Below are 26,689 nucleotides of genomic sequence, written 5' to 3' on the forward strand. Positions count from 1 at the left end.
GATGAACAATCTCTTCGGTCGTTGCTCACCTATCGTGCAACACCCTGTCCCGGCGCTGCCTTCCCTGTGTGCCCGCGGGGGACCGAGGTCACACATGGCAGGGACAGTGTGCCGTGCACCAAGGGTGCCACGTCAACGATCACAATCGTGCAACCGAACGATCACCTTCCGACGTTGCACGTCAGGTGATCAAAACGACACGTTCGGTTGACGATCGCGATCAGTCCAGGTAATCCCGCAGCACCTGCGAACGCGACGGGTGACGCAGCTTGGACATGGTCTTGGACTCGATCTGCCGGATGCGCTCCCGGGTCACGCCGTAGACCTGGCCGATCTCGTCGAGCGTGCGCGGCTGGCCGTCGGTCAGGCCGAAGCGCAGGCGTACCACACCCGCCTCACGCTCGGACAACGTCTGCAGCACCTGCTGGAGCTGATCCTGCAGCAGCGAGAACGACACCGCGTCGACCGCGACCACGGCCTCGGAGTCCTCGATGAAGTCGCCGAGCTGGCTGTCGCCCTCGTCGCCGATCGTCTGGTCCAGCGAGATGGGCTCCCGGGCGTACTGCTGGATCTCCAGCACCTTCTCCGGTGTGATGTCCATCTCCTTGGCCAGCTCCTCCGGGGTGGGCTCGCGGCCCAGGTCCTGGAGCAGCTCGCGCTGGATGCGGCCGAGCTTGTTGATCACCTCGACCATGTGCACCGGGATGCGGATGGTGCGGGCCTGGTCGGCCATCGCGCGGGTGATCGCCTGCCGGATCCACCAGGTGGCGTAGGTGGAGAACTTGTAGCCCTTGGTGTAGTCGAACTTCTCGACCGCGCGGATCAGGCCGAGGTTGCCCTCCTGGATGAGGTCGAGGAACGCCATGCCGCGACCCGTGTAGCGCTTGGCCAGCGAGACGACCAGCCGGAGGTTGGCCTCCAGCAGGTGGTTCTTGGCGCGCTCGCCGTCGCGGGAGATCCAGAGCAGGTCCCGCTGCATGTCGCGGGTGAGCTTCTCCTCGCCCTCCTCGGCCGCGCGCAGCCGCTCGGCGGCGTAGAGCCCGGCCTCGATCCGCTTGGCCAGCTCCACCTCCTGCTCGGCGTTGAGCAGCGGGACCTTGCCGATCTGCTTCAGGTAGGCCCGGACCGAGTCGGCCGAGGCGGTCAGCTCGGCGTCGCGGCGCGCCTGCTTGAGCGCCTCCGACTCCTCGTCGTCCCACTCGAAGTCGTTGTCGCTGGCCGAGTTGGCGGCGTCGGTCTCGGCGGCCTGGGCCAGCTCGGCCGGCTCGTCGACCACCACGTCCTCGATCTCGGCGGCCAGCTCCTCCGGGTCGATGTCGCCCTCGGCGCCCTCGCCCTTGGCCTTGCCGCCGGCCTTGGCCGGCTTGGCGCCGGCCGCCGCGGCGACGGTGGCCTTGGTGGCCCGGGTGGACCTGGTCGCCTTCGCGGGCGCCGCGGCCTTGGCGGCCACCTCGGCGGTGGTGCCGGCGGCCTTGCGGGCGGCGACCTTGCGCGGGGCGGGCGCGGGGGCCTCGTCGGCGGCCGGCGCCTGCTTGGGGGCGGGCGCGGCGGCCTTCTTGGTCGTCTTGGCGGTGGTGGCCCGGGACGCCGGGGTGGCCGAGCGGGCGGCGGCGACGCGGCGGCGGGTGCTCGCCGAGCCGTCCACCACCACGGTCACTCCCGCCTCGGAGAGCGCCCGGAGGATCTTCTTGGCCTGGGCCGGAGTCACCTCGGCGGACTCGACGGTGCGCGCGAGCTGGGCCGACGTGAGCTGGCCGCCGGCGCTCTGCGCGTGGGCGATCAGGGTGTCGGTGAGCGAGCGAACGTCGGCGCCGGTCTGGCGGGGTTCTGTCACGAATGACCTTCCGGAGGCGAAGAGCGAGCACGGCCGGGTCGTCCGACGCAGAGCGGTGCACCTTGCCGGGCGATGTGGTTGAAGGACCCCCGTGTCCCGGGCCGGCCGGTCGTTGGCGGTCCGTCGCAGCGTGGGCAGGGGTGAATTGTAACGCCGTCTGCGGCGATCATCCGTCGCCGCACGGTGGACCGGCGGCGGGGACCGCCGATTCGACGTAGATGTGGACTTTGTAAGGATGGTACCGCGCGTGACCCGGAACACCCCGGCCGTGCGGGAAGGGGACGAACGATGGACCGCTCGGCGCCGGCGGAGCTGCTGGAGATCGCGGTCGAGGTGGCCCGCGAGGCGGCGGCGACCGCGTACCGGATGCGGGTCGAGGGCGTCTCGGTGGCCGCGACCAAGAGCACGGTCACCGACGTGGTGACCGCCGCCGACCGGGCGGTCGAGCGGCAGGTGGTCGACGCGCTGCGCCGGCTGCGCCCGGGTGACGCCGTGCTCGGCGAGGAGTACGGGGCGGGGGAGACCGGCCCGACCGGCCCCGGCGGGGTGCGCTGGATCATCGACCCGATCGACGGCACGGTCAACTACCTGTACGGGATCCCGCACTGCGCGGTCTCGCTCGCCGCCGAGGTCGACGGCGAGGTGGTGGCCGGGGTGGTGCGCAACGTCAACACCGGCGAGGAGTGGACCGCCACCGCCGGCGGGGGCGCCTGGCGCGACGGTGAGCGGCTGCGCTGCTCCACCGAGACCGACCTCGGCCAGGCGCTGGTCGCCACGGGGTTCGGCTACGACCCGGCGCGCCGGGCGCACCAGGCCCGGGTGGTCGCCGAGCTGATCCCGCACGTCCGCGACATCCGCCGGCTCGGCGCCGCCGCGCTGGACCTCTGCCTGGCGGCGGAGGGGCGGGTGGACGCCTACTACGAGAAGGGGTTGGCCGCCTGGGACCAGGCCGCCGGGGCCCTCGTGGCCACCGAGGCGGGGCTGCTGGTGGCCGGGCTGGGCGGGCTGCCGGCCGGCCCGGACCTGGTGATCGCCGCCCCGTCGGCCCTGTTCAAGCCCCTGCACGACCGTCTCGCCGACCTGGACGCCTCCGGCGGCCCGTGACGGAGATCTCCGGCGGCCACGTCGGCCGGTGTGGCCCTCACGTGACCGGGTACGGCCCTCGACGTGGCTGGTACGGCTCCCGCGTCGTACGGGCGTGGTGAGCGCCCCGGCCGGGCCGGGGCGTGGCACCGTGCGTCAGTCGTCCTCGCGCGTCGGGCAGGAGCCCGCCGGGGCGACCGGCGCGCCGAGGTCGCCCAGGGACTGGTTGACCTCGGTGGTGGTGGCGAGCTGCTGGAAGCCGCTGCCCAGCACCACGTCGACGACGTCGTCGGTGCGCTTGGCGTCGTACTCGTACTCGGCGTTGTCGAGGAAGTACGCCCGCAGCAGGTGCGCCGAGCCGACGCCCTTCGGGCCGTAGCGCAGCACCGCGATGTCGTCGATCTGCTTCTTCTCGTCGCCGGTCTTCTTGACCTGGAACTTCCGGTTGCGGAAGTCGTCGGCGATGGCGCCGGCCAGGCCGATCCGGTCCGTGCCGTTCAGCACGTTGATCTTGACGTCCTTGGGCTCGCGCAGGGTCACGTCGGCCATCGGCCAGCCCTCCGGGCAGCCGCCGGCGAGGCCGCTGTCGCCCTGGGTGTCGCGGACCATGGCGACCACCACGAAGACCAGGGCCAGCACCGCCAGCAGGCCGACGACAACGAGTGCTCGCACTCGCGCAAAGCTCATCAGGGTGCTCCCCGGACAGAGGTGGGTGGCGGCGGCCGCCGGCGGTCGGGCCGCCCCGCCGGCCGTCGAGTACGCCGCTGAGGTTAACGGTTGTCCGGCCGTCGCGTGGAAACAGTCCGACATGCCGGCGCGCCATCCGGGAACCGGGTACTACTACCCCTATCTTCGTGTCGCCTGAGTCACATTGGGAACAACTTCGCGTGCGGGGGCGTACATCTCAGCCACGAGGGCGGTATACATGCCTCGCCCAAAGGGGGGGTAAGGTTCCGCGCTCGCTGGGGGTTCCTCCGGAGGTCTCCGTCCGTGCTGTCTTCGGGTCGGGTGACCGACACAAGTGGTGGCCGGCCAGCGGAACCGAAACAGCGTCGTCCGGCGTTACAACCGGAAGCGACAACATCGATATGGGAGAGTGAAACCGATGGCCACCGACTACGACGCCCCGCGTCGCGACGAGGTCGACCTCGGCGAGGACAGCCTGGAAGAGCTCAAGGCCCGACGCGTCGACTCACAGTCGGGCGCCGTGGACGTCGACGAGGCCGAGGTGGCCGAGAGCTTCGAGCTGCCCGGCGCCGACCTGGCCGACGAGGAACTCACGGTCAAGGTGCTTCCGATGCAGCAGGACGAGTTCCGCTGCGCCCGCTGCTTCCTCGTGCACCACCGCAGCCAGTTGGCGGTCGAGCGCAACGGCGAGCTGATCTGCCGCGAGTGCGTCTGACACGGCGCGCCTCCACCAGCGGCGGCTCCCTCGTGGGGCCGCCGCTGCCCGAGTTGCCGTGCGACGCGGCGGGGGACCTGCTTCACTCGTGACGGGTGCCGCCACGCCGGCGACAGTTCATTCGGGAGGTCGGACCCATGAGCGAGCGGAGCGAGCCCCGCGGCACGCGCGGCGCGGACCGGACCCGCGCCGAGGGCGCACGCGACGGCGACCCGGACGGGAGCCGGGGCGACGCCGTGCCCGGCGCGGACACCGTGCCCGGCTCGGACGACGAGCTGGGCGCGACCGTCGCGGCCCTGACCGCCGACGACGTCGCACCGGCCCGCCGGCGGCAACTGCTCGGCCGGCTCGTCGGGCAGGCGCGGGCGCGCGGGCTGGGCGACCTGTTCAAGCCGAAGACCGCCGTCCGGTGGATGGTCGACACGGTCGCCGAGATCGCCCCGCACGTGCCCGTGCGGGACCTGGCCACCCTGCGTCGCCACTTCGACGGCCTGGACGGCGAGGCGCTGGCCGAACGGCTGGTGCGCAACGCCGCGCGGACGACGGCGGGGATCGGCGCCGCCGGCGGGGGAGTCGCCGCGGTCGAGTGGGCCGTCGCCCCGACCCTGCTCTCCGCGCCGGTGCTGCTCGCCGCCGAGACGGTCGCCGTGGTGGCCGTCGAGCTCAAGCTGATCGGCGAGCTGCACGAGGTCTACGGGGTGCCGCTGGCGCCCGGCGGCACCCAGCGGGCGGTCACGCTGGTGCAGTCCTGGGCCGGCCAGCGCGGGATCAACCCGATGATGCCCGGCGTCGGGGTGGGCGCGGTGCTCGGCACCGCCGCCCGCAAGGAGTTGCGGGACATGCTGCTCAAGCGCTTCGGCCGCAACCTGACCACGCTCGGCCCCTTCCTCACCGGGGCGGCGGTGGCGAGCTACCTCAACCGCCGGGCCACCCGGACGATGGCCGACGAGCTCCGCAGGGACCTGCGCCGCAGGAGCCCCGCCCTACCCGGCGGCCCGCCGGCCCTGCCCGGCCCCGCCTGACGCCCTGCCAGGGCCGGGGAAGGATGCGGGAGGGCCAGGCCCGGGGGCCGGGGGCGAGCGCCGGACAGCCGGGCGGCGGGACGGGCGCGGAGGCGGCTCAGGAACGAGCGGCGTCGCGGGCGGCGAGGACCGCCTCGGCCAGCTCGACCGGGTGGCGGGTGCTGACCACCCAGAACGGGGTGGGGTCGGCCGGGTCGTCGAGGACCACCTGGACGGCGCCCGGGACCCACGGCCGCTGCACCACGAACGCCAGCGGGTCGGCCCCGACCCCGAGCACCTCACGCCGGCCGGCGGCGTCCAGCGGGACGACGTCGGCGACGAACCGGACGGGCAGCCGGGCGTCGTCCACCCGCAGCTCGCCGTCGCGTACCGCGATCCGGATCCGGCCCAGCCAGGCCAGGCCGGCGGCGGTCGCCGGCAGCAGCACCACGAACGGCAGCCAGGCTCGCACGCCGGGGGCGCCCATCCACAGCTCCACGGCCAGCAGCGTGGCCGCGGCCAGCCCGCCCAGCCACAGCCACCAGGGCAGGCCGAGCCGCTCGGTGTGCTCCGGGGGCGCCGCAGCGGGCGACGCCGGGGACGGCGAGGATGGCGACAGGCTCACTCCTGCCAGGGTACGGCGCACGGCAGCCGGCGGAACCGGCAGGATGTCAGGGTCACCCCACGAACCGGACGGAGGAGGGGAACCGTGACCGACGTCGTACCCGTGCCCGTACGGCAGCTCGACCCGGAGCTGCCGCTGCCGGCGTACGCCCATCCCGGTGACGCCGGGGCCGACCTGGTGGCGGCCGCGGACGTCGAGCTGCCACCCGGCGGTCGGGCCCTGGTCCCGACCGGGGTGGCGATCGCGTTGCCCGAGGGGTACGTGGGCCTGGTCCACCCCCGATCGGGGCTCGCGGCCAGACTCGGCGTGACGGTGCTCAACGCGCCCGGTACGGTCGACGCCGGCTATCGGGGTGAGATCCTGGTCAACCTGATCAATCATGATCGGGAGGCGCCGGCGAAGATCTCCCGTGGCGATCGGATCGCTCAGCTCGTTGTCCAGCGGGTGGCGCGGGCCGATTTCCAGCCGGTGGCCGAGCTGCCCACGTCCCGGCGTGGGACCGGCGGGCACGGCTCCACCGGCGGACACGCCGGCCTGGTGCCGTCCCCGGCGGCCCTCCGGGCGCCGGACGCGCCGACCGGGCGGCCGGACGAGCGGGACCGGGCAGGCGGACGGACGGAAGAGGTGGCAGGGTGAGTGCGAACAGCGGAGGGTTGGCGCAGTGATCTTCTCCCGTAAGCGGGACGATGCCCGACGGAACGCCCGTGACGAGCGGACGACCGAGGTCCTCGACTCCACCGAGTCGGCCCCGGCGGCCCTGGCACGCGGCCCGTACGACGTCTCGGAGGCGCCCGCCGGGGTGCAGCGGCTCGACCTGGGCAGCCTGCAGATCCCCGCGGTGCGCGACGTCGAGGTGCGGGTGCAGGCGGACCCGGAGGGCGTGATCCAGCAGGTCGTGCTGGTGCACGGCCAGAACGCGCTCCAGCTCGGCGTCTTCGCCGCGCCGCGCTCCGAGGGCATCTGGGACGAGGTGCGCGAGGAGATCCGCCAGTCGCTGTTCAACGACGGCGCGGCGGCCCAGGAGGTCGAGGGCGAGTACGGCACCGAGCTGCACGCCCGGGTGCGCACCCAGGACGGGATCACCGACCTGCGGTTCGTCGGCATCGACGGGCCGCGCTGGATGGTCCGCGGCGTCTACCAGGGCGAGGCGGCGACCAACCCGGCCGCCGCCGGCCCGCTCGCCGAGTGCCTCGACGGCCTGGTGGTCGACCGGGGGCAGGAGGCGAAGCCGGTGCGCGAGCCACTGCCGCTGCGGCTGCCCCGCGACGTCGCCGACCAGGCCGGTGCCGGGGCGCCGGCCGGCGGCAACCCCGCTCCCGGGCCGCGCGAGGCCTGACCGCCCGTCACCGGCGACGCCGGGACCGGTCCCGTCGGCGTACGCTGGCGGCACGGTCCCGGCGCCGCCGGGTGCCGGGCCCGTGCCGGCAGCGCCGGCCAGCGTGGAGAGGGTGACGCGGAGGTCATGTCGACCGACGAGGACCGGGGCTCGCTGCGCCGCATGCTGCGACGACTCACCGCGAGCGAGGCGGAGATCGAGGCGCAGGAGCTGCGCCGGGAGTGCGCCGAGCACGGCGGTGTGCCGGTCGGGGAGTGCCTGCGCGGGCAGGTGGTGTCGGTCGCCGGCCGGCTCCGCACGGTGGTCTACACCCCGCGGACCAACCTGCCCACCCTGGAGGCGGACCTCTACGACGGCAGCGACGTGGTGACCCTGGTGTGGCTGGGCCGGCGACACATCGCCGGCATCGAGCCGGGCCGGCACCTGACCGCCCGTGGGCGGGTGGCGGTGCGTGACGACCGCAAGGTGATCTACAACCCGTACTACGAGCTGGAACCGCCGAAGTGACCCGGTGGGCGCGGCGGACGGAAGGCGTGCGATGACGACGGGACAGCACCGGGCGGCGCAGCCGGAGAGCGGTCCGGAGGACGAGGAGCAGCTGCCGACCCTCGCCGAGCAGATGGCCGACCAACTCGGCGGCTGGCGGGGCCTGGTCGAGTCCAGCATCCCGGTGGTCGTCTTCGTGGTGGCCAACGTCGTCGGTGAGCTGCGGCCCGCCGTGATCGCCTCGGTGGCGGTGGCGCTGGTGATCGCCGGGCTCCGGCTGGCCCAGCGGCGGCCCGTCCGGCACGCGGTCAACGGCTTGTTCGGCGTCGCCATCGGCGCCGCGATCGCCTGGCGTACCGGCGACGAACGCGACTTCTACCTCCCCGGCATCCTCTACGGCATCGGCTACGGGCTGGCCCTGCTGGTCTCGGCGGCCGTCCGGCAGCCCCTGGTGGGGTGGATCTGGTCGGTGCTGGTGGCCAAGGGGCGCTCCGAGTGGCGCGACGACCCGCGCCTGGTGCGGACGTTCACCGGGCTGACCGTGCTCTGGGGCGTCGTCTGGCTGGCCAAGGTCGGCGTGCAGGCGGCGCTCTACCTCGCCGCCCGCCACTTCGACGACGCCGGCAACGAGGCCGCCGCGGCCAACATGGAGACGGCGCTCGGCGTCGCCCGGCTGGCGCTCGGCTACCCGCCGTACGCGTTGCTGCTGCTGATCACGGTCTGGACGGTCCGCCGGGTGACCCGGGAGCCCCGGTCCGCCCCGCTGCCCGGCTGACGGGCGCGCCCACTCGGTCCGCGCCCGCACCCCGGCCAGGCCGGCACGGCGGTGCCGCGGCCGAGTGGCCGAGTGCGGCGGCCGACGGCCCGGTGCGGCACGTCGGCCCGGGTGGAGGGGCCCCGCGGGCGGATGCTCGCCGCCGCGTCGTCAGCGCTGCTCGCGGGTCCGCTCCACGCTGTCCGGCCCGAGCACCACCGCGCGGACCGCGTCCTCGACCTCGGCGGTGCAGACGAAGATCAGCTCGTCGCCGGCCTCCAGCGGGTCGTCCGGGCTGGGCACCAGCACCCGCTTGCCGCGCAGGATCGCCACCAGCGCGGAGTCGCGCGGCAGCGGCACCGCGTGCAGCGGCTGCCCGACGTACGGCGCGGTCGGCGGCAGGGTGATCTCGACGAGGTTCGCCTCGCCCTGCCGGAAGGTCATCAGCCGGACCAGGTCGCCGACGGTGACCGCCTCCTCGACCAGGGCGGCCATCACCCGCGGCTTGCTCACCGCGACGTCGACACCCCACTGCTCGGTGAAGAGCCACTCGTTCTCGGCCCGGTTCACCCGGGCCACCACCCGGGGCACCGCGAACTCGGTCTTGGCCAGCAGCGAGACCACCAGGTTGACCTTGTCGTCCCCGGTGGCCGCGACCACCACGTCGCAGCCGGCGACGTTGGCCTCCTCCAGGCTGGTCAGCTCGCACGCGTCGGCCAGCACCCACTCGGCGGCGGGCACCCGGTCGGGCCGGAGCATCTTGGGCTGGCGCTCGATCAACATCACCTGGTGGCCGTTGTCGATCAGCTCCTGGGCGATCGAGCGGCCCACGTTGCCGGCGCCGGCGATGGCGATGCGCATGGCTCAGAGCCCTCCTTCCGGCGGCGCCGCCGCCACCGACGTGACCGTCCCGGCGATGTCGTCGGTGACCAGCATGAAGAGCTGGTCACCCTCCTGGACGACGGTGGACACGGTCGGCAGCGTGCCGATGCCGAAGCGGATCAGGTACGCCACCCGGGCCCCCGTCGCCTCCTCCAGGGCGAGCACCGACCGGCCGATCCAGTCCTTGTGCACGGGCACCTCGACGATCGACACCGTGCTCGTCGGGTCGCGGAAGATCTCCACGTTCCCCTCGGGCACCAGGTGCCGCAGCATCCGGTCGGCGGTCCACCGGACCGTGGCCACGGTGGGGATGCCGAGCCGTTCGTAGACCTGCGCCCGGCGCTGGTCGTAGATCCGGGCCGCCACCCGGGAGACGCCGAACGTCTCGCGGGCCAGCCGGGCCGAGATGATGTTGGAGTTGTCGCCGCTGGAGACCGCCGCGAAGGCGTCCGCGCGCTCGATGCCGGCCTGCCGGAGCACCTCGCCGTCGAAACCGGCGCCGGTGACGGTGATCCCGGCGAACTCGGGGCCGAGCCGGCGGAAGGCGTCGGAGTCCTGGTCGATGACCGCGACCGAGTGGCCCCGGGACTCCAGGCTGTGGGCGAGGGTCGAGCCGACCCGGCCACAACCCATGATCACGACATGCACCGCGTCCCTCCTCAAGGTGCGCAACCGCCCGACCGGTGAGCGTGTCGTCTGCGAGCCTGCCACGTTCCCGGCGGGGGCGGGGACCGACGGTACTCCGCCGGTTCACCGCCCCGTGCTCGGCCACCCCGCGCCGACCGCCCGGGTCGTCGTACTCTTGGCGGTTGTGGCCAGACCCACCTCGCTGCTGAAGCGGTTGCTCCTCGGTCGACCGTTCCGGTCCGACCGGCTCAAGCACACGCTGCTGCCCAAGCGCATCGCGCTACCCGTCTTCGCGTCCGACGCGCTCTCCAGCGTCGCGTACGCGCCGGACGAGATCCTGCTGACCCTCTCCATCGCCGGTGCCTCGGCGTACCTCTTCTCGCCGTGGATCGCCCTGGCCGTCGTGGTGGTGATGCTCACCGTCGTGGCCAGTTACCGGCAGAACGTGCACGCCTACCCCTCCGGCGGCGGCGACTACGAGGTGGCCACGGTGAACCTCGGCCCCCGGGCGGGCGTCGCGGTGGCCAGCGCGCTGCTGGTCGACTACGTGCTCACGGTCGCCGTCTCGGTCTCCTCCGGGGTGGCCAACCTGGGCTCGGTGGTGCCGTTCGTGGCCACCCACAAGGTGCTCATCGCGGTCACCGCGGTGGTGCTGCTCACCGCGGTCAACCTGCGCGGCCTGCGGGAGTCCGGCACGGCCTTCGCGATCCCCACCTACGGCTTCATCATCGTGATGGTCGGGATGCTGCTCACCGGGCTGGTCCGGGTCTTCGTGCTCGGTGACGACCTGCGGGCGCCCAGCGCCGGCCTGGAGATCCAGGCCGAGCACAGCGTCACCGGCTTCGCCCTGGTATTCCTGCTGCTGCGCACCTTCTCCTCGGGCTGCGCGGCGCTGACCGGCGTGGAGGCGATCTCCAACGGGGTGCCGGCGTTCAAGGCGCCCAAGAGTCGCAACGCGGCCACCACGCTGCTGCTGCTCGGCACCATCTCGGTGGCCATGCTGGTCGGCATCATCTGGCTGTCCAAGCTCACCGGCCTGCAGTTCGTCGAGGATCCGGAGCTGCAGATCGTCTCGGGCCCCGAGGGGTACGTGCAGAAGACCGTCACCGCCCAGCTCGGGGAGACGGTCTTCGGCTCCGGCTCGGTGCTGCTCTTCGTGGTCGCCGGGGTCACCGCGCTGATCCTCTTCCTGGCCGCGAACACCGCGTTCAACGGCTTCCCGGTGCTCGGCTCGATCCTCGCCCAGGACCGCTACCTGCCCCGGCAGCTGCACACCCGCGGCGACCGGCTGGCCTTCTCCAACGGCATCCTCTTCCTGGCCGTCGCCGCGATCGTGCTGATCGTCGGCTTCCAGGCCGAGGTGACCCGGCTCATCCAGCTCTACATCGTCGGCGTGTTCGTCTCCTTCACCCTCTCCCAGGCCGGCATGATCCGGCACTGGAACCGGCACCTGCGGACCGTGCGGGACCCGCAGGCGCGCCGGCGGATGCTCCGGTCCCGGGCGATCAACGCCTTCGGCATGGCGATGACCGGCACCGTGCTGGTCATCGTGCTGGTCACGAAGTTCCTGCTCGGCGCGTGGATCGCCATCGCCGCCATGGCGATGATCTACGTGCTGATGCTGGCCATCCGCCGGCACTACGACCGGGTCGCCACGGAGCTGACCCCGCCGGACGAGGGCCGCGCCGTGCTGCCCGCCCGCAACCACGCCGTCGTGCTGGTCAGCAAGCTGCACAAGCCGACGCTGCGGGCGATCGCGTACGCCCGGGCCACCCGGCCGGACACGCTGACGGCGGTGACCGTCAACGTCGACGACAAGGACACCCGGGAACTGCAGGCGGAGTGGGAGCGGCGGGACCTGCCCGTCCCGCTGACCGTGGTCGACTCGCCGTACCGGGAGATCACCCGCCCGATCCTGGACTTCGTGGCCGGCGTCCGCCGCGAGTCGCCCCGCGACGTGGTCACGGTCTTCATCCCGGAGTACGTGGTCGGGCGCTGGTGGGAGAACCTGCTGCACAACCAGAGCGCGCTGCGCCTCAAGGGCCGGCTGCTGTTCGAGCCGGGCGTGATGGTGACCAGCGTGCCGTGGCAGCTCGCCTCGACGGCGAGCAAGGACCTGGACCGGCTGGACGCCACGCTGAGCCGGGGACCGGCCCGCGGGCCCCGGGTGGCGCCACGCGGCACCCTGCCGCCGAGCGTCCCGCCGGTCGTGTCCGCGCCGCCCGGCGAGGGCGGCCCGAGCGGTGGGGGTGAGCGGTGACCGGGGCGCGGGACGGCCGGGGGCTGGAGGAGGCCGAGCGGGTCGAGTTGACCGTCGGCGCGGTCGCCCCGGGCGGGCACTGCGTCGCGCGGGTGGACGGCCAGGTGGTCTTCGTCCGGCACGCGCTGCCCGGCGAGCGGGTGGTCGCCGAGGTCACCGAGGTGCACAAGGGGTTCGTCCGGGCCGACGCGGTGACCGTGCTCGAGGCCGCCCCGGACCGGGTCGAGCCGCCCTGCCCGTACGCGAAGCCGGGTCGGTGCGGCGGCTGCGACCTGCAGCACGTCGCCCCGGCCGCCCAGCTCGGCTGGAAGGCCACGGTGGTGCGCGAGCAGCTCACCCGCCTGGGCGGGCTGACCGACGCGGAGGTGGACGCCCTGGGCGTCCGGGTGGAGGCGCTGCCCGGCGGGCCGCTCGGCTGGCGCTCCCGGGTCCGGTACGCCGTCGACGCCGCGGGCCGGGCCGGGCTGCTCAAGCACCGCTCGCACGAGGTGGTGCCGATCGACCGCTGCCTGATCGCCCACCCGGCGATCCAGGAGCTGTTCGTGCTGGCCCCGAGCGGAGCGCGCTGGCCGGCGGCGGACGGGGTCGAGACGGTGGCCTCCACCGGCGGGGACGTGGCGGTGACGGCCGTCGCCGAGGGGGTGCCGCGCCCGGTGCGCGGCCCGGAGCGGGTCCGCGAGGTCGCCGCCGGCCGGGAGTGGGTCCTGCCCGCGTCGTCGTTCTGGCAGGTCCATCCGGCCGCCGCCGACACCCTGGTCGACGCGGTCCTCGACCTGCTCGACCCCCGGCCGGGGGAGACCGCCTGGGACCTCTACGGCGGGGCGGGCCTCTTCGCCGCCGCGCTGGCCGGCCGGGTCGGCGACGCCGGCCGGGTCACCCTCGTGGAGTCGGCCGAGCAGGGCGTCGCCGCGGCGAGGGAGAACCTGCGCGACCTGCCCAGGGTCGAGATCGTGCCGGCCCGGGTGGAGGCCGCGCTCGCGCGCCGCCGGATCACCGGCCCGGTCGACGTGGTGGTGCTGGACCCGCCGCGTTCCGGCGCGGGTGCCCGGGTGGTGCGGGACGTCGTCGCCGCGGGCCCGCGCGCGGTCGCGTACGTGGCCTGCGACCCGGCCGCCTTCGCCCGGGACGTGCGCACCTTCGCCGGGGCGGGGTGGCGGCTGGCCGCGCTGCGCGGCTTCGACCTGTTCCCGATGACCCAGCACGTCGAGCTGGTGGGTCTGCTCCTGCCGCCCGGCTGAGCCGCCCGCTAGCCTGACCCGATGAAGATCGTCGGGTTGATGTCGGGTACCTCGTACGACGGGGTGGACGTGGCCGCCGCCGAGTTCACCGTCGAGGGCGACACGCTGTGGCTGCGCCCCCTCGGGCATCGCGGCCTCGACTACGACGACGCGCTGCGCGCCGAGATCGGGGCGCTGCTGCCGCCGCAGGCCACCACGATCGAGGCGGTCTGCCGGCTGGACAACCGCCTCGGCGAGGTCTTCGCCGAGGCGGCGGCGGTCGGCGTCGAGCTGGCCGGCGGCGCGGTCGACGCCGTGGTCTCGCCCGGGCAGACGGTCTTCCACTGGGTCGACGGCGGGCGGGCCCGGGGCACCCTGCAACTGGGCACGGTGGCGCGGGTGGCCGCCCGGGTCGGCGTACCCGTGCTGAGTGACCTGCGCTCGGCGGACGTCGCGGCCGGCGGGCAGGGCGCGCCGCTGGTCCCGGCGTTCGACGCGCTGCTGCTCGACCCGGCCGACGGCGCGGCCCCGCGCGCCGCGCTCAACCTGGGCGGCATCGCCAACCTCACCGTGGTCGCGCCGGGCGCGCCGGTGCTCGGGTACGACGTCGGGCCCGCCAACGCGCTGCTCGACGCGGCGGCCCGGCGCCTCCTGGGCCGGCCCTGCGACCTCGACGGCGCCCGGGCGGCGGCCGGCCGGGTGCACCCCGGCCTGCTCGACGCGCTGCTCGCCGAGCCGTACTACGCGGCGCCGCCACCCAAGTCGACCGGCAAGGAGCTGTTCCACGCCGGCTACCTGGACGCGCGGCTGGCCGCCCTCGGCGAGCCGGTGCCCGCCGACGACGTGCTGGCCACCCTGACCGAGCTGACCGCCCGGGTGGTGGCCGCCGAGTGCGACCGGCACGGCGTCGCGGAGGTGGTGGCGGCCGGCGGCGGGGTGCGCAACCCCACCCTGATGGCCCGGCTGGCCGCGCTCGGGGCCGGGCGGTGGCGGCTGCGCACCACCGACGAGCTGGGCGTCCCGGCGCAGGCCAAGGAGGCGTACGCCTTCGCGCTGCTGGGCTGGCTCTCCTGGCACGGGCTGCCCGGGGCGCTGCCCTCGGTGACCGGCGCCACCCGGGCAGCCGTGCTCGGCTCCTGGACCCCGTCCGGGCCGGCGGGCCGGCACGCGCCGGCCGCCGCCGCGCCCCGCCGGCTGCGGATCCGCCCCTGACGACGGCGGGCGGGCCGGGGGCCTCGCCCGGCCGGGTGGAGCGGGCCGGGCGGATCCGCGGCTGACCGGGCGCTCAGCACCCCGACCGGGCGGCGATGATCCCGGCCAGGCTGCGGACTGTGCGGCGGCCGATAGACTCTTCCGTCATGAGTGTTGAAGAGGGCACGGTCCACCACGCCGGGCTGCTGGCCACCGTCCGGGGTCCGCAGGACGTCAAGCGGATGTCCGCCGAGGAGCTGGACATCCTCGCCGCGGAGATCCGTGACTTCCTGATCGCCAAGGTCTCCCGCACCGGCGGGCACGTCGGCCCCAACCTGGGCGTGGTCGAGCTGACGCTGGCCATGCACCGCGTCTTCGACTCGCCGCGCGACCGGCTCCTGTTCGACACCGGCCACCAGGCGTACGTGCACAAGATCCTCACCGGGCGGCAGGTCGGCTTCGACAAGCTGCGCCAGCGCGGCGGCCTCTCCGGCTACCCGAGCCAGGCCGAGAGCGAGCACGACCTGGTCGAGAACTCGCACGCCTCCACCGCCCTGTCCTACGCCGACGGGCTGGCCAAGGCGTACGCCCTGCGGGGCGAGCAGCGCAGCGTCGTCGCGGTGGTCGGCGACGGCGCGCTCACCGGCGGCATGTGCTGGGAGGCGCTGAACAACATCGCGACCGCCGGCAACCCGCTCGTCATCGTGGTCAACGACAACGGCCGGTCGTACGCGCCGACCATCGGCGGGCTCGCCGACCACCTCTCCTCGCTGCGGCTCAACCCCGGCTACGAGAAGGTCCTCGACACCGTCAAGGACGCGCTCGGCTCGACGCCGCTGGTCGGCAAGCCGATGTACGAGGTGCTGCACGCGGTCAAGAAGGGCATCAAGGACGCGGTCGCCCCGCAGGCGATGTTCGAGGACCTCGGCATCAAGTACGTCGGCCCGGTCGACGGCCACGACGTGGTGGCGGTCGAGTCGGCGCTGCGCGCGGCGAAGCACTTCGGCGGCCCGGTGATCGTGCACGCCGTCACCCGCAAGGGCTACGGCTACCGCCCGGCCGAGGAGGACGAGGCGGACTGCCTGCACGGCCCGGGTAGCGCCTTCGACATCGAGACCGGCAAGCTGGTGGCCGCCCCCTCGGTGAAGTGGACCCACGTCTTCGCCGACGAGCTGGTCGCGATCGCCGACGAGCGGCCCGACGTGGTGGGCATCACCGCCGCGATGGCCGAGCCGACCGGCATCGCCAAGCTGGCCCGCAAGCACCCGAACCGGGTGTACGACGTGGGCATCGCCGAGCAGCACGCGGCCACCTCGGCCGCCGGCCTGGCGCTCGGCGGGCTGCACCCGGTGGTGGCGGTCTACGCGACCTTCCTCAACCGCGCCTTCGACCAGGTCCTGCTGGACGTGGCGATGCACAAGCTGCCGGTGACCTTCGTGCTGGACCGGGCCGGGATCACCGGCCCCGACGGGCCGAGCCACTACGGCATGTGGGACATGTCCGTCTTCGGGGTCGTGCCGGGCCTGCGGATCGCCGCGCCCCGCGACGCCGCCACCCTCCGCGAGGAGCTGCGCGAGGCGGTGGCCGTCGACGACGGCCCCACCATCGTCCGGTTCCCGACCGGCACCGTCGCCGCCGACCTGCCGGCTGTGCGCCGAATCGGCACCGTCGACGTGCTGGCCGAGTCGGCGCGTACGGACGTGCTGCTGGTCGCGGTCGGCTCCTTCGGGCACCTCGGCATGGAGGTGGCCGCCCGCGTCGCCGAGCAGGGCTACGGCGTCACCGTGGTCGATCCGCGCTGGGTCCGGCCGGTCCCGGCCGAGCTGGTCGAGCTGGCCGCCGGGCACCGCCTCGTGGTCACCGTCGAGGACGGCGTGCGGGTCGGCGGCGTCGGCGACGCCCTCGCCCAGGCGATGCGGGACGCCGACATCCGGGTGCCGCTGCGCGACCTCGGCGTGCCGGCGGACTGGCACCCGCACGGCACCCGCGCGCAGATCCTCGCCGACCTCGGCCTGACCGCCCAGGACGTGGCCCGCGACGTCACCGGCTGGATCTCCCGGCTGGACGTCGAGCCGGTCGAGCCGGTCATCACCGCCGACGACGCGACCGCGCAGAACTGACGCACCGAACGCAGGCGGCGGGCGGCCCTCCCGGGCCACCCGCCGCCGCCGTGTCGTCACCCCCCCCGGGGGGTGCCAGCAGGGCAGGGGCAGGGTGGGTCAGCGCCCGCCGAGGGAGCGGTAGTGGGTCTTCTCGGCGCCGGCCAGGCTGAACGTCTCCGAGCGGGCCGGCATCGGCACGACGACCAGGCCGGGCCGGTCCACCAGGCGCGGGGTCTCCGGCGGCGTCGACAGCGAGCTGTCCCGGGTGGACCGCCAGCTCAGCACCGCCAATGGCTGCCCCGGCACCGGCAGCGCGTACGCCTGCAACGGGCTGGACCGGTCGGCGGGGGAGAGCACCGGCGGGCCCCCGTCGGACGGGCGGTAGACCACGGCGGTCATCGTCCCGTCCGCGGTCTCCCAGCTGAGCTGCTCCAGCTCCGCCGGCTCGCCGCCGCCGAGGGCGACCTCGCCCAGGGTGCGGACCGTCAGCTTGGACATCGGCCAGGACGACGGCGTGGAGCGCGGGGCGTCCCGGTCGCCGATGCGGCGGGGGACGCTGCCGAACGGCCCCTCCTCGCCGGCGAGCACGCAGGTGTCGAGGCCCTTGAGGGCCCGCTTGCCGGAGCCGCTCTCGTCCCGCACGAGCGGATAGCGCGGGTCGGTGGTGCCGGTGCCCAGGTCGAGCAGCCGGTCGGCGGAGCGGCCCCGGGGCAGCGACTCGGTAGCCTTCAGCGTGGCGGTCACCCCGACGGCCCGGCAGGCCGGCACGTCCACCGGCTCGGTGAGGCCGTCGACGTTGCGCAGCGCGCGGCCGTCCGGCCCGAGCAGCCGCTCGACCCGGCTCGACGTCAGGTAGCGCCGGCCGGCGCCGGTGTGCACGGGAAGCACGTCGGAGTAGACGAGGTAGCCGGGGTCGGTGTACTCGGCGGCGCGGGTGACCGCGTACCGGCCGCCGTCGGCGGTGACCTGGAGCAGCCAGGACGCGCTCTCGCCGGGCACGTCGGCGGCCACCAGCACCAGCGGCGCGCCGTCCACCTCGCCGGACCAGAGGATCCCGGAGGTGGGCAGGTGCACCCGGTCCTCGGCCGGCGACCGCCAGTCGCGGACCGCCCCGGTCACCGCCGCGGTCACGGTGGCGTCGCCCGCGAGCGCGCCGCGCGGCGGCCACACCGCCAGGTCGCCGTCGAGGCTGTCGTACCCGACCCGCAGGTCGCCCGGCTGCCGGTCGGCGACCGGACCGCAGGCTGTCGCGGTGAGCAGCAGAGTCAGCAGTGCGGTGGCCGTGATGCCGCGCCGGCGGACTGGAGCCACCTGTACGCCCCCTCGATCGCCTCAGCCGTGGTCTACGGAAAGCGCCATAGTACGAGATGTCCGATCACCCGGACGCGGCGCCTCGTCCGCCGACCGGCCGCAGGTCGCACGGCCGGCCGACACGCGCCACAGTGGACGCTGACGTGGTTTCAGGGCGAATGTCCCGCTCGGGTAGACTCCGCCGACTGTGACGCCTGCCGAGACCCGCGCCGAATCCTCGCCGGAATCCGACGCCGCCGCGGCCTCCGCGTCCGACCCCGCCGCCCGGCCCGACGGCGGCGACGCCGGTGACCGTACGTCGAACGGCGGCGCACCCGTCCCCGCCACCCGGGCCCCGGCCGAGGCCACCGGGCCGTCGGTCGCCGCTGCCGAGGTCGACGCCGCCGCCGGAACGCCGTCGAAGACCGTCGCCGGCACCTCGCCGGCGGCGGACGGCGGGGCCGGGGCGCCGGCGGCGGACGACGGGGCGGCCCCCGCCCGGCCGCGGCGCTGGGCCCGACGCCGGCAGGACCTCGTGGTCTTCGGCCTGTTCCTGCTCGCCGCGGTCTGGGTGACCAGCCAGATCTGGGTGGACCCGGCCGGCCGGGTGGCCTCGCTCTACAGCAGCGACCCGGCCCAGGTGCAGTTCTTCCTCGCCCACTCGGTACGCGTGGTGCTGCACGGCGAGTTCCCGTTCTTCACCGAGCAGTTCAACTATCCCGACGGGGTCAACCTGATGGCCAACACGGCCATCCTCGCGCTGGGCATCCCGATGGTGCCGGTGACCCTGCTCTTCGGCCCGGCCGTGACGTTCGTGGTGCTGGTCACCCTCGCCCTCGCCGGCACCGCCTCGGCCTGGTACTTCGTGCTCTCCCGGCACGTCGTGCGCAGCCCGCTGGCGGCGGCGGTCGGCGGCTGGTTCTGCGGGTTCTCGCCGGCGATGCTGTCGCACGCCAACTGGCACCCCAACATCATCTCCCAGTTCCTGCTGCCGTTCATCGTCTGGCGGGTGCTGGTCATCACCCGGTCCCGGCGGCCGTGGCGCGACGGTCTGGTGCTCGCCCTGCTGGTCACCGTCCAGGCGTTCATCAACGAGGAGATCCTGCTCTTCACGGCGTTGGCCTGCGGGGTGTTCCTGCTCGCCGTGCTCGCCCAGCGTCCGGCGCTCTGGTCGGCGGCGTGGCGGCCGCTGGCGAAGGCCCTGGCGACCTGCACCGTCGTCGCCGGGGCGCTGCTGGCGTACCCGCTCTACATCCAGTTCGCCGGGCCGATGGCGTACCACGGGCTGAGTGACGCGGTCCGCGACTACGGCAACGACATCGCCGCGTTCTTCGCCCCCGGCTCGCCGACGCTCGGCGGCAACGAGCGCGCGAACATCAACCTCGCCCCGAACTACTCCGAGGAGAACGCCTTCTTCGGCTGGAGCCTCTCCCTGATCGCCGTCGGCATCGTGGCCTGGCTGCGGCGGGAGCTGCTGGTCCGGGCGCTCGCCGTGACCGGGGTCTTCTTCGCCGTGCTCTCGCTCGGCGAGCGGGTGTCCTGGTGGGACCGCGAGCTGGTCACCGGGCCGTGGGAGTGGCTGGTCCGGCTGCCGCTGCTCGACGCGGTGGTGCCGACCCGGTTCGGCCTCATCACCGGCGTGGTGGTCGGCATCCTGCTGGCGCTGGCCGTCGAGCGCTCCCGGGCGCTGCCGGTCGAGCCGCGGACGCTGCGTACGCTCACCGTCGCCGGGCTCGTCCTCGCGCTGCTGCCGATCGCGCCGATGCCGCTGAAGGTCACCTCGCGCCCGCCGGTGCCGGACTTCATCACCGCCGACCGGTGGCGCGGCTACGTCGGGCCGGACCAGACCCTGGTGCCGATCCCGGTGCCGAACATGGGCCACACCCACGGGATGCGCTGGGCCGCGTCCACCAACCTCGACTTCAAGATCCCCGGCGGCTACTTCCTGGCCCCGCGCAACGGCAACACCGGCGACCCCGGCCGCTTCGGTGGCCGGCCCAGCGGGGTGGGGCAGTTGCTGGAGGAGGTCGCGTCGACCGGCCGTACCCCCGAACTGGACGACCGGCAGCGCCGCCGGTCGCTCGACGAGCTGCGGCACTGGCGGGCGGCCATCCTGGTGCTCCCGGTCGACCAGCACCACGCCGAGCCGCTGCGGCGCACCGTCGAGCAACTGGTCGGCCCCGGCCGCCGGGAGCTGGACGTCTGGGTGTGGGACGTCCGGGCGCTGACCGACCAGCCGGCCTGATGGCCGCCCCGGCGGCGACCGGCACCGTCGACGCGGCACCAGCCCGGCGCCCGCGCCGGCTGCCGGCCCGCGCCGCCGACGCGCTGGTCGTCGCCGGTTATCTCGCCCTGGCGGTGCTGCTGACCGTCGGCCAGTGGGGGCGGCCGGGGCGGCTGTTCCACCAGGCGGGGGACCAGATCCTCTTCGAGTGGATGCTGGCCCGCGCGGCCCGGGCCGTGACGGGCCTGGAGAACCCGCTGTACAGCTCGGCGCTGAACGCGCCGGACGGCGTGAACCTGATGGCCAACACGTCGGTGCTCGGCCTGGGTGTGCCGCTGACCCCGGTCACCCTGCTGTTCGGCTCGCAGGCGGCGTTCCTGGTGGCGGTGGTCGGCTGCCTCGCCGGCACCGCGACCGCCTGGTACGTCCTGCTGCGCCGCCGGCTGGTCGACTCCCGGGTGGCCGCGGCCGTCGGCGGCCTGTTCTGCGGCTTCGCCCCGGGCATGGTCGCGCAGGCCGGGGCGCACCTGCACATGGCCGCGCAGTTCCTGGTGCCGGCGATCCTGGCGCTGGTGTTCCACCCCGACCCGCGCCGGGCGGTGCGGCACGGGGCGCTGCTGGGGCTGCTGGTGGCGTACCAGGTCTTCCTCGGCGAGGAGGTGCTGGTCTTCCTGGTGCTGGCGGCCGGGACGTTCGCGCTCGCGTACGCGGTGGCCGAGCGGTCGGCGGCCCGCCGGTCGGCGCCCGCGCTGCTCGTGCGGCTGGGGATCGGCGTGGCGGTCTCGCTGCCGCTGCTGGCGTACCCGCTGTGGTTCCAGTTCTTCGGCCCGGGCCACTACCGGGGGATGCCCTTCCACACGTACGGCTACCAGCTCGACGCCGCGTCGTTCACCGCCTCCGCCCGGCAGACCGTGTTCGGCGACGACCACCTGCCGGGCCTGCTCGCGCCGAACCCGACCGAGGAGAACTCCTTCTTCGGGCCGGGGCTGCTGGTGCTCGCCGTGGTGGTCGTGATCTGGCTGTGGCGCCGGCCGTCGGTCCGCGCGCTGGCCGTCTGCGGGGTGCTCTTCGCGCTGCTCTCCCTCGGCGCGCAGGTGCGCCTGGACGGCGCGGCCACTGGCATCCCCGGCCCGTACCGGCTGGTCGCGGAGCTGCCGCTGCTCGACCTCGCGGTGCCGGCGCGCTTCCCGCTGGTCTGCATCCCGGTGCTGGGCATCCTGCTCGCCCTCTCCCTGGACCGCCTCCGCGCCGCCACCGGGGCCGAACCACGGCCGGGCGGGGTGCCGGTGCGGCTGCTCTGGGGCGGGGCGGTGGCCGCCGCGCTGCTGCCGCTGTTCCCCACCCCGATCCGGACCGTGCCGGCCTGGCCGGTGCCGGCCTTCGTGGCCGAGGGCGGCTGGCGCGCGTACGTCCCGCCGGGTCGGACCGTGGTGCCGGTGCCGCCGGTGACTGGCGCCGGGGTCAGCCCGGCGATGCTCTGGTCGGCCCGCACCGGGCTGGCCTTCCCGGCGCCGGGCGGCTACTTCATCGGCCCCCGCGCCGCCGACGACCCGGCCGCCCGCTGGGGCGCGCCGGATCGTCCCACGGCCGTGCTACTGCGCCGGGCGGCGGAGACCGGCGAGGTGCCGGCGGTCACCGACGCCGACCGCCGGCGCGCGGTCGAGGACCTGCGCCACTGGCGCGCCGCCGTGGTGGTCCAGGGTGGACTGCACCACGGCGACCCGGTCCGGCGTACGGTCGAGGCGCTCCTCGGCCCCGGCCGCGAGGTCGCGGGCGCCTACGTCTGGGACGTGCGCCCGCTGGTGGGGTGACGGGTCAGCCGACCAGGGGGCGGACGTCCCACAGCCAGACGTCGTCGACGCGCTGCGGCGGGCCGATCAGCGCGGTCATCAGCTCCCGGAGGACCGCCTCGCGCGGGTGCGCGCCGAGGACGACCACGGACGCCTTCCAGAAGCGCAGGTCCTCGACCGCCTGGCGGCGGTTCTCGTCGGTGAGCGGGGGCACCTCGCCGGAGTCCATCGTGGTGTAGACCAGGGTGCTGGTCGGCCGGTTCGGCGCGCCGAAGACGCCCTCGCCCAGCTCGTTCGGCCCGATGAAGTAGCCGCCGGGGATGGGGAACGCGTGCTGCGTCAGGGCGCTCCAGCGCAGTGTGGGCAGGCCGTGCACGTTGCTCGGGATCGGCACCGGCACCAGCGTCCGGCCCGCCGGCACGTACGGGCGCCAACCGCCGGCGGTGATGAAGTGCGGCGGGGGCTCGACGGGCTGCGCCGGCAGCGGGCGGGGGACGAGCGGCAGGACGGCGAGCGCGACGGCCGCGTACCCGACCGGCCGGAGCCACCGGCGGCGCGGCCCGACGCCACCGGTGGTGTCGTCGCCGACGCGGGGGGCCGGCACCGGCGGGCGGCCGTCGCGGGCCACCGCGTCCCAGGCCAGCGCGAGCAGCACGCCGACCGCCGCCCCCACCACCAGTGCCAGCCGGGTCGGCATCATCATCTCGACCAGCGGCAGGTCGTCGGGGATGTACGACCACGGGCCGTCCGTCTCGGTCTCCACCCCGTTCAGGCGCACCTTCGGGCCGATCGAGGCCACGGTGAAGACCACCACCAGCACCGCCACGATCCGGGCCGCGAGCGAGCGGCGGACCAGCAGCACCAGCGCCACCAGCGACAGCAGCACCAGCGGCCAGCCGAACCAGGTGTTCTGCTCGGTCAGCCCGATGGTCTTCTCCACCGCCTCGTCCCCGGCGACGGTGTCCCGGGCGAAGGTGACGAAGGCCGCCAGGTCCTCGCCCCAGTTGTGGAACACCCCGCCCTGCAGGCCCCGGTAGGACTGCGGGCCGTTGAACTGGAACCAGATCGGGTAGGCCGTCAGCAGCAGGGCCAACCCACCGCCCACGCCGAGCGCGGCGGCGAAGGTGCCGGCCACCGCCCGCGTCCGCGCCGGCCGCATCACGGCGTACGCGACCACGGCGACCAGGCAGGCCAGCGCGGTCAGCAGCAGCATCTCCTCGTTGATGAAGATCTGGTACGCCACCAGCAGCCCGAGCACGACGCCGTTGCGCCGCCACCGGCCGGGCTCGCCCAGCCGGAACACCCGCAGCACGATCAGCGGCAGCAGGAAGTTCGAGACGAAGTTGGGCTGACCGTTGGCGTGGTGCACGATGCCGGGCGCGAAGCCGAGGAACGCGCCGCCGACGAAGGCCGCCGCCCGGGAGCGCACCAGGTGCCGCGACAGCACCCAGTACGACGTGCCGGCCGTCGCGGCCAGCGCGGCGCCCAGGTAGAGCGCGTACATGACCTGCGGGCCGAGGAGCATGGTCAGCGGCGCCAGCGGCAGCGTCACCCCGAGCAGCGAGGTGTTCGCCATCATGTTCACCCCGTCCGGGGCGTTCTGGCGGTCGGTGAACAGCGGGTTCTCCAGGTGCCGCACCGAGTACGCGCCGTGCGAGAAGAGCCACTCGAACCAACTGTGGTCGGTGGGCAGGTGCGACGACACCCGGTTCTGCACGTCCACCCAGTAGTTCAGGCACACGAGAACGCCGAGCAGGACATAGGCTCCGATGGCCAGTACGTCGGCGCGGGCCGGCCTCCGCCGGGGCCGCCGCGACGGCTCGGCCGCGACGGGCGCGGAGACGGAGTTCAGCGAGGGGTCGATCACCGGCACAGCCACGACGCGCCATCGTACAGGCGCGGATGCGTCGCTTTTGCCGGGCCGGTGCCTCCCCGGCCGGTTTGCCGGTCCATGCGGGAGTGTGACGGGGAGGACAGCACGTGACGGTCATCGACCTCGGCGAGCGGCGGGACGTCCCGCCGCCGGTCGACCCCGGGCCTGCTCGGACGGTCCGCCGCTGGGTACCCGCCCTGGTCGCCCTGCTCTGCTCGGCCGTGCTGACCGCTGCCGCGCCCCGGGCCGCGCAGCCGCCCGGCGCCGTCATCCCGGCCCGCCCGGACGCCGACGTCGTCGTCGCGGGCGACCTGCTGCTGGTGGTCGACCGGACCGGGCCCGACGCGGCGAGCGGCCCCGGCCCGGGCCCCCGGGTGGCCGCCCATCAACTGCCCTCGGGCCGTCCACTGTGGCAGCTGCCGCTGACCGGGCCGGTGGGTCCCTTCCCCGTCGTGCGCGTCGGCGACGTGGTGGTGCTTCAGAAGCCGGAGGAGCCGGCGGGGCCGCAGGTCGTCGGGCTCGCCGCCGCCGACGGCGCGGTGCGCTGGCGCGTCGACGGGCAGTTGTACGGCGCCACGCCGGCCGGCAACCTGCTCGTGTGGGGGGTCGCCGGCACCCGGCCGGGGGTGCCGGTGCTGCGGTCGGTCGACGCCGCCACCGGTGCGGTCCGCCGGACGCTGCGGCTGTCCCCGGAGGCCCTGCACTGGTCGGCCCGGGACGGCCGGGTGACGCTGCTGACGGTGCTCGACGGCGGGCGGCTGGAACTGCGCGACCCGGACTCGGGCGACGTCCGGCGCGCGGCGGCCCTGCCCGCCACGGCCGGGCCGCCCGAGGTGCTCGGGGTCACCGACGACCTGGTCCTGGTGTCCGAAGGGCCCGGTGTGCTCTCCGCCTACGACACCGCCGCCCTGCGCCGGCGGTGGAGCGCGCCGCGCGGCCCGTCCGACCGGCCGTACGCCTTCGGGTGCGGCGTCGTCATCTGCGTCGAGGACGGCGGGCGCGGCTTGCGGCTGCTCGACCCCGCCACCGGCAGTGCCCGCTGGCGCGCCGACGACTGGCCGCTGCTGACACCCGTGGGCGATCGGCTGCTGGCGGCTGGCTATCCGCGCGGCGGTGTGGCGGAACACGTGCTGCTCGACGCGGCGACCGGTCGCCCGGTGCGGGAGCTGGGCCGCTGGCAGTTGGGCGACCTGGCGCCGTGGGAGGACCGCGCAGTCCTGCACCGTCGGCAGCGGGACGGGCGGGTCCTGGTCGGCCGGCTCGACGAGCGGGGGGACGGCATCCGGGTGCTGGCGGCCCTGCACGGCGTGGTCGGGGCGTGCGGCGCGTACGGGTCGCTCGTCGTCTGCCGCCGGGAGGGCGGCGCGTACGGAGTCTGGGAGCTGCCCGGATGACCGGCGGGGAGGGGCGGGCATGACCCTGATCGACCTCGGCGAGCTGCGCGACGAGCCGGACGGCGAGGCGCCGCTGCCCCGCCCGCCCCGCGCCGTCGGGCGGCCGCTGCGGATCGCGCTGGTGCTCGCGCTGCTCGTGGCCACCCTGGCGGGCGCCGCTCCGGCACCGGAGCGGGTCTCGGTCGTCGTGCCGGCCCGCGTCGGGTCCGAGGCGTTCCTCGACGGCGACCGGTTCTACGTGGTCGAACCGGCCGAGGGGGAGCCCGGGGGGACCGTCGAGGTGCGCGCCTACGCCCTGCCCGCCCGGACCCCCGCCGACGGCCGGGCGCCGGCTCCCCTGTGGCGCGCCCGCCTCCTCGCGCCGGGCCGGTTCTGGCAGGTGCAGACCGGGCCCGGGGTGGTGCTGTTCTCGGTCACCGGGGACCAGAGCCTCGGCCAGACGATCGCCCTCGACCCCGCCACCGGCCGGGAGCGCTGGCGACAGGCCGGCTACCACTGGGCGGACGTCGCCGGGACGCTGCTGATGCAGGACGCCGACGCCCTGAAGTCGGTGGACCCGGCCTCCGGGCGGGCGCTCTGGTCGGTGCCGACGCCGCCCGAGGGGGTGCGCTTCGGCCTCCGCGACGGGCTGGTCGAGCGGATCGTGCTGGTCACGGCCGACGGGAGGGCGGAGGTGCGCGACCCCCGCTCGGGCGACCTGCTGCACGCGGCGGACGTGCGCCTCGACGGGCAGCCCTCGTTCGGTCAGCCGACGGTCATCGACGACCTGTTGCTGGTCGCTCGGGCCGGCGTGGTGACCGCGTACGGGCTGGACGGGCTGCGACCGCGGTGGGCGGCCCGCGTGCCGCTGGTCGAGCACGTCATCGACTGCGGCGAGTTGCTCTGCGCCGCAGGGCAGACCGGGGGGTTCCGTGCCCTCGACCCGGCCACCGGCGCGCTCCGCTGGACCGCGGAGGGATGGCTGGGGGTGCTGTCCGGGCGGGACGGGCGGCTCCTGGCGCTCGCGCCGGGGGCGACCGGAGAGCGGTTCAGTGTGCTCGACGCGGCGACCGGTCGGCAGGTCGCCGACCTGGGCACGTGGCAGCTGATGCCGTGGCAGGACGGCGACCGGCTCCTCGCCGTGCGGCCGGCCGCATCCGGCGGCGGACTGGTGGTCGGCGAGCTGGACGTCGTGGCCGGCCGGTCCCGGGTGGTCGACCTGCTCAGGGACGCCTCCGGGGACTGCCGGGGCGGCACGGAGGCCGTGCTGTGCCGGCTGCGCACCGGCGAGTACGGCGTCTGGCGGTTCGAGGGCTGAGCCCGGGCACGCCGGATGGTC

General features: G+C 74.9%; 22 protein-coding genes. 15 read left to right on the forward strand and 7 right to left on the reverse strand.

The genetic code is table 11. From position 1 onward, the window contains the following. Positions 1-220: 220 nt before the first annotated feature. Positions 221-1,834, reverse strand: a complete 1,614-nt coding sequence (locus tag ABT006_RS27430; protein WP_350710983.1) for an RNA polymerase sigma factor — start codon at positions 1,832-1,834, stop codon at positions 221-223. Positions 1,835-2,122: 288 nt separating this feature from the next. On the opposite strand from ABT006_RS27430, the gene ABT006_RS27435 reads away from it, so the two are divergent. Further along, positions 2,123-2,938 (forward strand): inositol monophosphatase family protein, encoded by an 816-nt coding sequence (locus ABT006_RS27435; RefSeq protein WP_350710985.1) that lies wholly within the window; start codon positions 2,123-2,125, stop codon positions 2,936-2,938. Positions 2,939-3,073: 135 nt separating this feature from the next. On the opposite strand, the gene ABT006_RS27440 is transcribed toward ABT006_RS27435, so the two are convergent. Continuing rightward, positions 3,074-3,589, reverse strand: coding sequence for a LytR C-terminal domain-containing protein (locus ABT006_RS27440; RefSeq protein ID WP_350711073.1), 516 nt, complete (start codon positions 3,587-3,589; stop codon positions 3,074-3,076). Between the two features lie 433 nt (positions 3,590-4,022). Between ABT006_RS27440 and ABT006_RS27445 the strand changes: the two genes are divergently transcribed. Together ABT006_RS27445 and ABT006_RS27450 are read left to right on the forward strand one after the other, a co-directional pair. Then, positions 4,023-4,319, forward strand: a complete 297-nt coding sequence (locus ABT006_RS27445) for a DUF4193 domain-containing protein (protein WP_007075406.1) — start codon at positions 4,023-4,025, stop codon at positions 4,317-4,319. Between the two features lie 137 nt (positions 4,320-4,456). Beyond that, the gene (locus tag ABT006_RS27450) at positions 4,457-5,341 is read left to right on the forward strand and encodes a hypothetical protein (RefSeq protein WP_350710987.1); all 885 of its coding nucleotides are present in this window, start codon (positions 4,457-4,459) and stop codon (positions 5,339-5,341) included. 97 nt (positions 5,342-5,438) lie between these two features. Here the strand turns inward: ABT006_RS27450 and ABT006_RS27455 are convergent, their stop codons facing one another. After that, on the reverse strand, positions 5,439-5,939 hold the full coding sequence (locus ABT006_RS27455) for a DUF3093 domain-containing protein (protein ID WP_350711075.1): 501 nt from the start codon (positions 5,937-5,939) through the stop codon (positions 5,439-5,441). A gap of 90 nt (positions 5,940-6,029) precedes the next feature. Between ABT006_RS27455 and dut the strand changes: the two genes are divergently transcribed. The 4 genes from dut (at position 6,030) to ABT006_RS27475 (ending at position 8,542) form a co-directional block, all read left to right on the forward strand. Then, positions 6,030-6,581: a dUTP diphosphatase gene (gene dut, locus ABT006_RS27460; protein ID WP_350710989.1), complete on the forward strand. Its 552-nt coding sequence runs from the start codon at positions 6,030-6,032 to the stop codon at positions 6,579-6,581. A gap of 25 nt (positions 6,582-6,606) precedes the next feature. Further along, positions 6,607-7,281 carry a DUF3710 domain-containing protein gene (locus ABT006_RS27465; protein ID WP_350710991.1) on the forward strand — a complete coding sequence of 225 codons (675 nt, stop codon included), beginning with the start codon at positions 6,607-6,609 and terminating at the stop codon, positions 7,279-7,281. Positions 7,282-7,407: 126 nt separating this feature from the next. Continuing rightward, a complete protein-coding gene (locus tag ABT006_RS27470; protein ID WP_350710993.1) occupies positions 7,408-7,788 on the forward strand; it encodes an OB-fold nucleic acid binding domain-containing protein in 381 nt (126 codons plus the stop codon). Between the two features lie 31 nt (positions 7,789-7,819). Continuing rightward, the gene (locus ABT006_RS27475; RefSeq protein ID WP_350710995.1) at positions 7,820-8,542 is read left to right on the forward strand and encodes a DUF3159 domain-containing protein; all 723 of its coding nucleotides are present in this window, start codon (positions 7,820-7,822) and stop codon (positions 8,540-8,542) included. 150 nt (positions 8,543-8,692) lie between these two features. Here the strand turns inward: ABT006_RS27475 and ABT006_RS27480 are convergent, their stop codons facing one another. Continuing rightward, positions 8,693-9,382 carry a potassium channel family protein gene (locus tag ABT006_RS27480; RefSeq protein WP_350681297.1) on the reverse strand — a complete coding sequence of 230 codons (690 nt, stop codon included), beginning with the start codon at positions 9,380-9,382 and terminating at the stop codon, positions 8,693-8,695. Between the two features lie 3 nt (positions 9,383-9,385). Continuing rightward, positions 9,386-10,051, reverse strand: coding sequence for a potassium channel family protein (locus ABT006_RS27485; RefSeq protein WP_350710997.1), 666 nt, complete (start codon positions 10,049-10,051; stop codon positions 9,386-9,388). Between the two features lie 163 nt (positions 10,052-10,214). Here ABT006_RS27485 and ABT006_RS27490 point away from each other — a divergent pair, with 163 nt between their 5' ends. The 4 genes from ABT006_RS27490 to dxs all read left to right on the forward strand — a co-directional run bounded on the left by ABT006_RS27490 (position 10,215) and on the right by dxs (position 16,818). Beyond that, positions 10,215-12,290, forward strand: a complete 2,076-nt coding sequence (locus ABT006_RS27490) for an APC family permease (RefSeq protein WP_350710999.1) — start codon at positions 10,215-10,217, stop codon at positions 12,288-12,290. Beyond that, positions 12,287-13,528, forward strand: coding sequence for a class I SAM-dependent RNA methyltransferase (locus ABT006_RS27495; RefSeq protein ID WP_350711001.1), 1,242 nt, complete (start codon positions 12,287-12,289; stop codon positions 13,526-13,528). Before ABT006_RS27490 ends, ABT006_RS27495 begins: the two co-directional genes overlap by 4 nt. A 21-nt stretch (positions 13,529-13,549) precedes the next feature. Further along, entirely contained in the window at positions 13,550-14,719 is a 1,170-nt protein-coding gene (locus tag ABT006_RS27500; protein ID WP_350711003.1) for an anhydro-N-acetylmuramic acid kinase, read from the forward strand. 146 nt (positions 14,720-14,865) lie between these two features. Continuing rightward, complete coding sequence (gene dxs / locus ABT006_RS27505; protein WP_350711005.1) at positions 14,866-16,818, forward strand: 1-deoxy-D-xylulose-5-phosphate synthase; 1,953 nt, start codon at positions 14,866-14,868, stop codon at positions 16,816-16,818. A 99-nt stretch (positions 16,819-16,917) separates the two neighbouring features. Here dxs and ABT006_RS27510 read toward each other — a convergent pair whose 3' ends face one another. Beyond that, positions 16,918-18,111 carry a hypothetical protein gene (locus ABT006_RS27510; RefSeq protein WP_350711007.1) on the reverse strand — a complete coding sequence of 398 codons (1,194 nt, stop codon included), beginning with the start codon at positions 18,109-18,111 and terminating at the stop codon, positions 16,918-16,920. A gap of 187 nt (positions 18,112-18,298) precedes the next feature. On the opposite strand from ABT006_RS27510, the gene ABT006_RS27515 reads away from it, so the two are divergent. Both ABT006_RS27515 and ABT006_RS27520 read left to right on the forward strand, forming a co-directional pair. After that, positions 18,299-20,335, forward strand: a complete 2,037-nt coding sequence (locus ABT006_RS27515) for a DUF6311 domain-containing protein (RefSeq protein ID WP_350711009.1) — start codon at positions 18,299-18,301, stop codon at positions 20,333-20,335. Then, entirely contained in the window at positions 20,335-22,125 is a 1,791-nt protein-coding gene (locus ABT006_RS27520; RefSeq protein WP_350711011.1) for a DUF6311 domain-containing protein, read from the forward strand. Before ABT006_RS27515 ends, ABT006_RS27520 begins: the two co-directional genes overlap by 1 nt. Before the next feature lie 4 nt (positions 22,126-22,129). Here ABT006_RS27520 and ABT006_RS27525 read toward each other — a convergent pair whose 3' ends face one another. Beyond that, complete coding sequence (locus ABT006_RS27525; RefSeq protein WP_502891030.1) at positions 22,130-23,977, reverse strand: DUF6311 domain-containing protein; 1,848 nt, start codon at positions 23,975-23,977, stop codon at positions 22,130-22,132. Between the two features lie 107 nt (positions 23,978-24,084). On the opposite strand from ABT006_RS27525, the gene ABT006_RS27530 reads away from it, so the two are divergent. Next, positions 24,085-25,371, forward strand: a complete 1,287-nt coding sequence (locus tag ABT006_RS27530; protein ID WP_350711013.1) for an outer membrane protein assembly factor BamB family protein — start codon at positions 24,085-24,087, stop codon at positions 25,369-25,371. Between the two features lie 19 nt (positions 25,372-25,390). Then, positions 25,391-26,668 (forward strand): outer membrane protein assembly factor BamB family protein, encoded by a 1,278-nt coding sequence (locus ABT006_RS27535; RefSeq protein ID WP_350711015.1) that lies wholly within the window; start codon positions 25,391-25,393, stop codon positions 26,666-26,668. Positions 26,669-26,689 lie beyond the last annotated feature (21 nt).

This window comes from Micromonospora sp. NPDC002717, from assembly GCF_040295705.1.
Taxonomy (GTDB): domain Bacteria; phylum Actinomycetota; class Actinomycetes; order Mycobacteriales; family Micromonosporaceae; genus Micromonospora.

What these genes read in the sequence shown, in the direction of transcription:
- ABT006_RS27435 (WP_350710985.1), top strand. Translation starts at nt 2,123, where the DNA reads ATGGACCGCTCGGCGCCGGCGGAGCTGCTGGAGATCGCGGTCGAGGTG.
- ABT006_RS27445 (WP_007075406.1), top strand. Translation starts at nt 4,023, where the DNA reads ATGGCCACCGACTACGACGCCCCGCGTCGCGACGAGGTCGACCTCGGC.
- ABT006_RS27450 (WP_350710987.1), top strand. Translation starts at nt 4,457, where the DNA reads ATGAGCGAGCGGAGCGAGCCCCGCGGCACGCGCGGCGCGGACCGGACC.
- ABT006_RS27470 (WP_350710993.1), top strand. Translation starts at nt 7,408, where the DNA reads ATGTCGACCGACGAGGACCGGGGCTCGCTGCGCCGCATGCTGCGACGA.
- ABT006_RS27475 (WP_350710995.1), top strand. Translation starts at nt 7,820, where the DNA reads ATGACGACGGGACAGCACCGGGCGGCGCAGCCGGAGAGCGGTCCGGAG.
- ABT006_RS27480 (WP_350681297.1), bottom strand. Translation starts at nt 9,382, where the DNA reads ATGCGCATCGCCATCGCCGGCGCCGGCAACGTGGGCCGCTCGATCGCC.
- ABT006_RS27500 (WP_350711003.1), top strand. Translation starts at nt 13,550, where the DNA reads ATGAAGATCGTCGGGTTGATGTCGGGTACCTCGTACGACGGGGTGGAC.
- dxs (WP_350711005.1), top strand. Translation starts at nt 14,866, where the DNA reads ATGAGTGTTGAAGAGGGCACGGTCCACCACGCCGGGCTGCTGGCCACC.
- ABT006_RS27520 (WP_350711011.1), top strand. Translation starts at nt 20,335, where the DNA reads ATGGCCGCCCCGGCGGCGACCGGCACCGTCGACGCGGCACCAGCCCGG.
- ABT006_RS27535 (WP_350711015.1), top strand. Translation starts at nt 25,391, where the DNA reads ATGACCCTGATCGACCTCGGCGAGCTGCGCGACGAGCCGGACGGCGAG.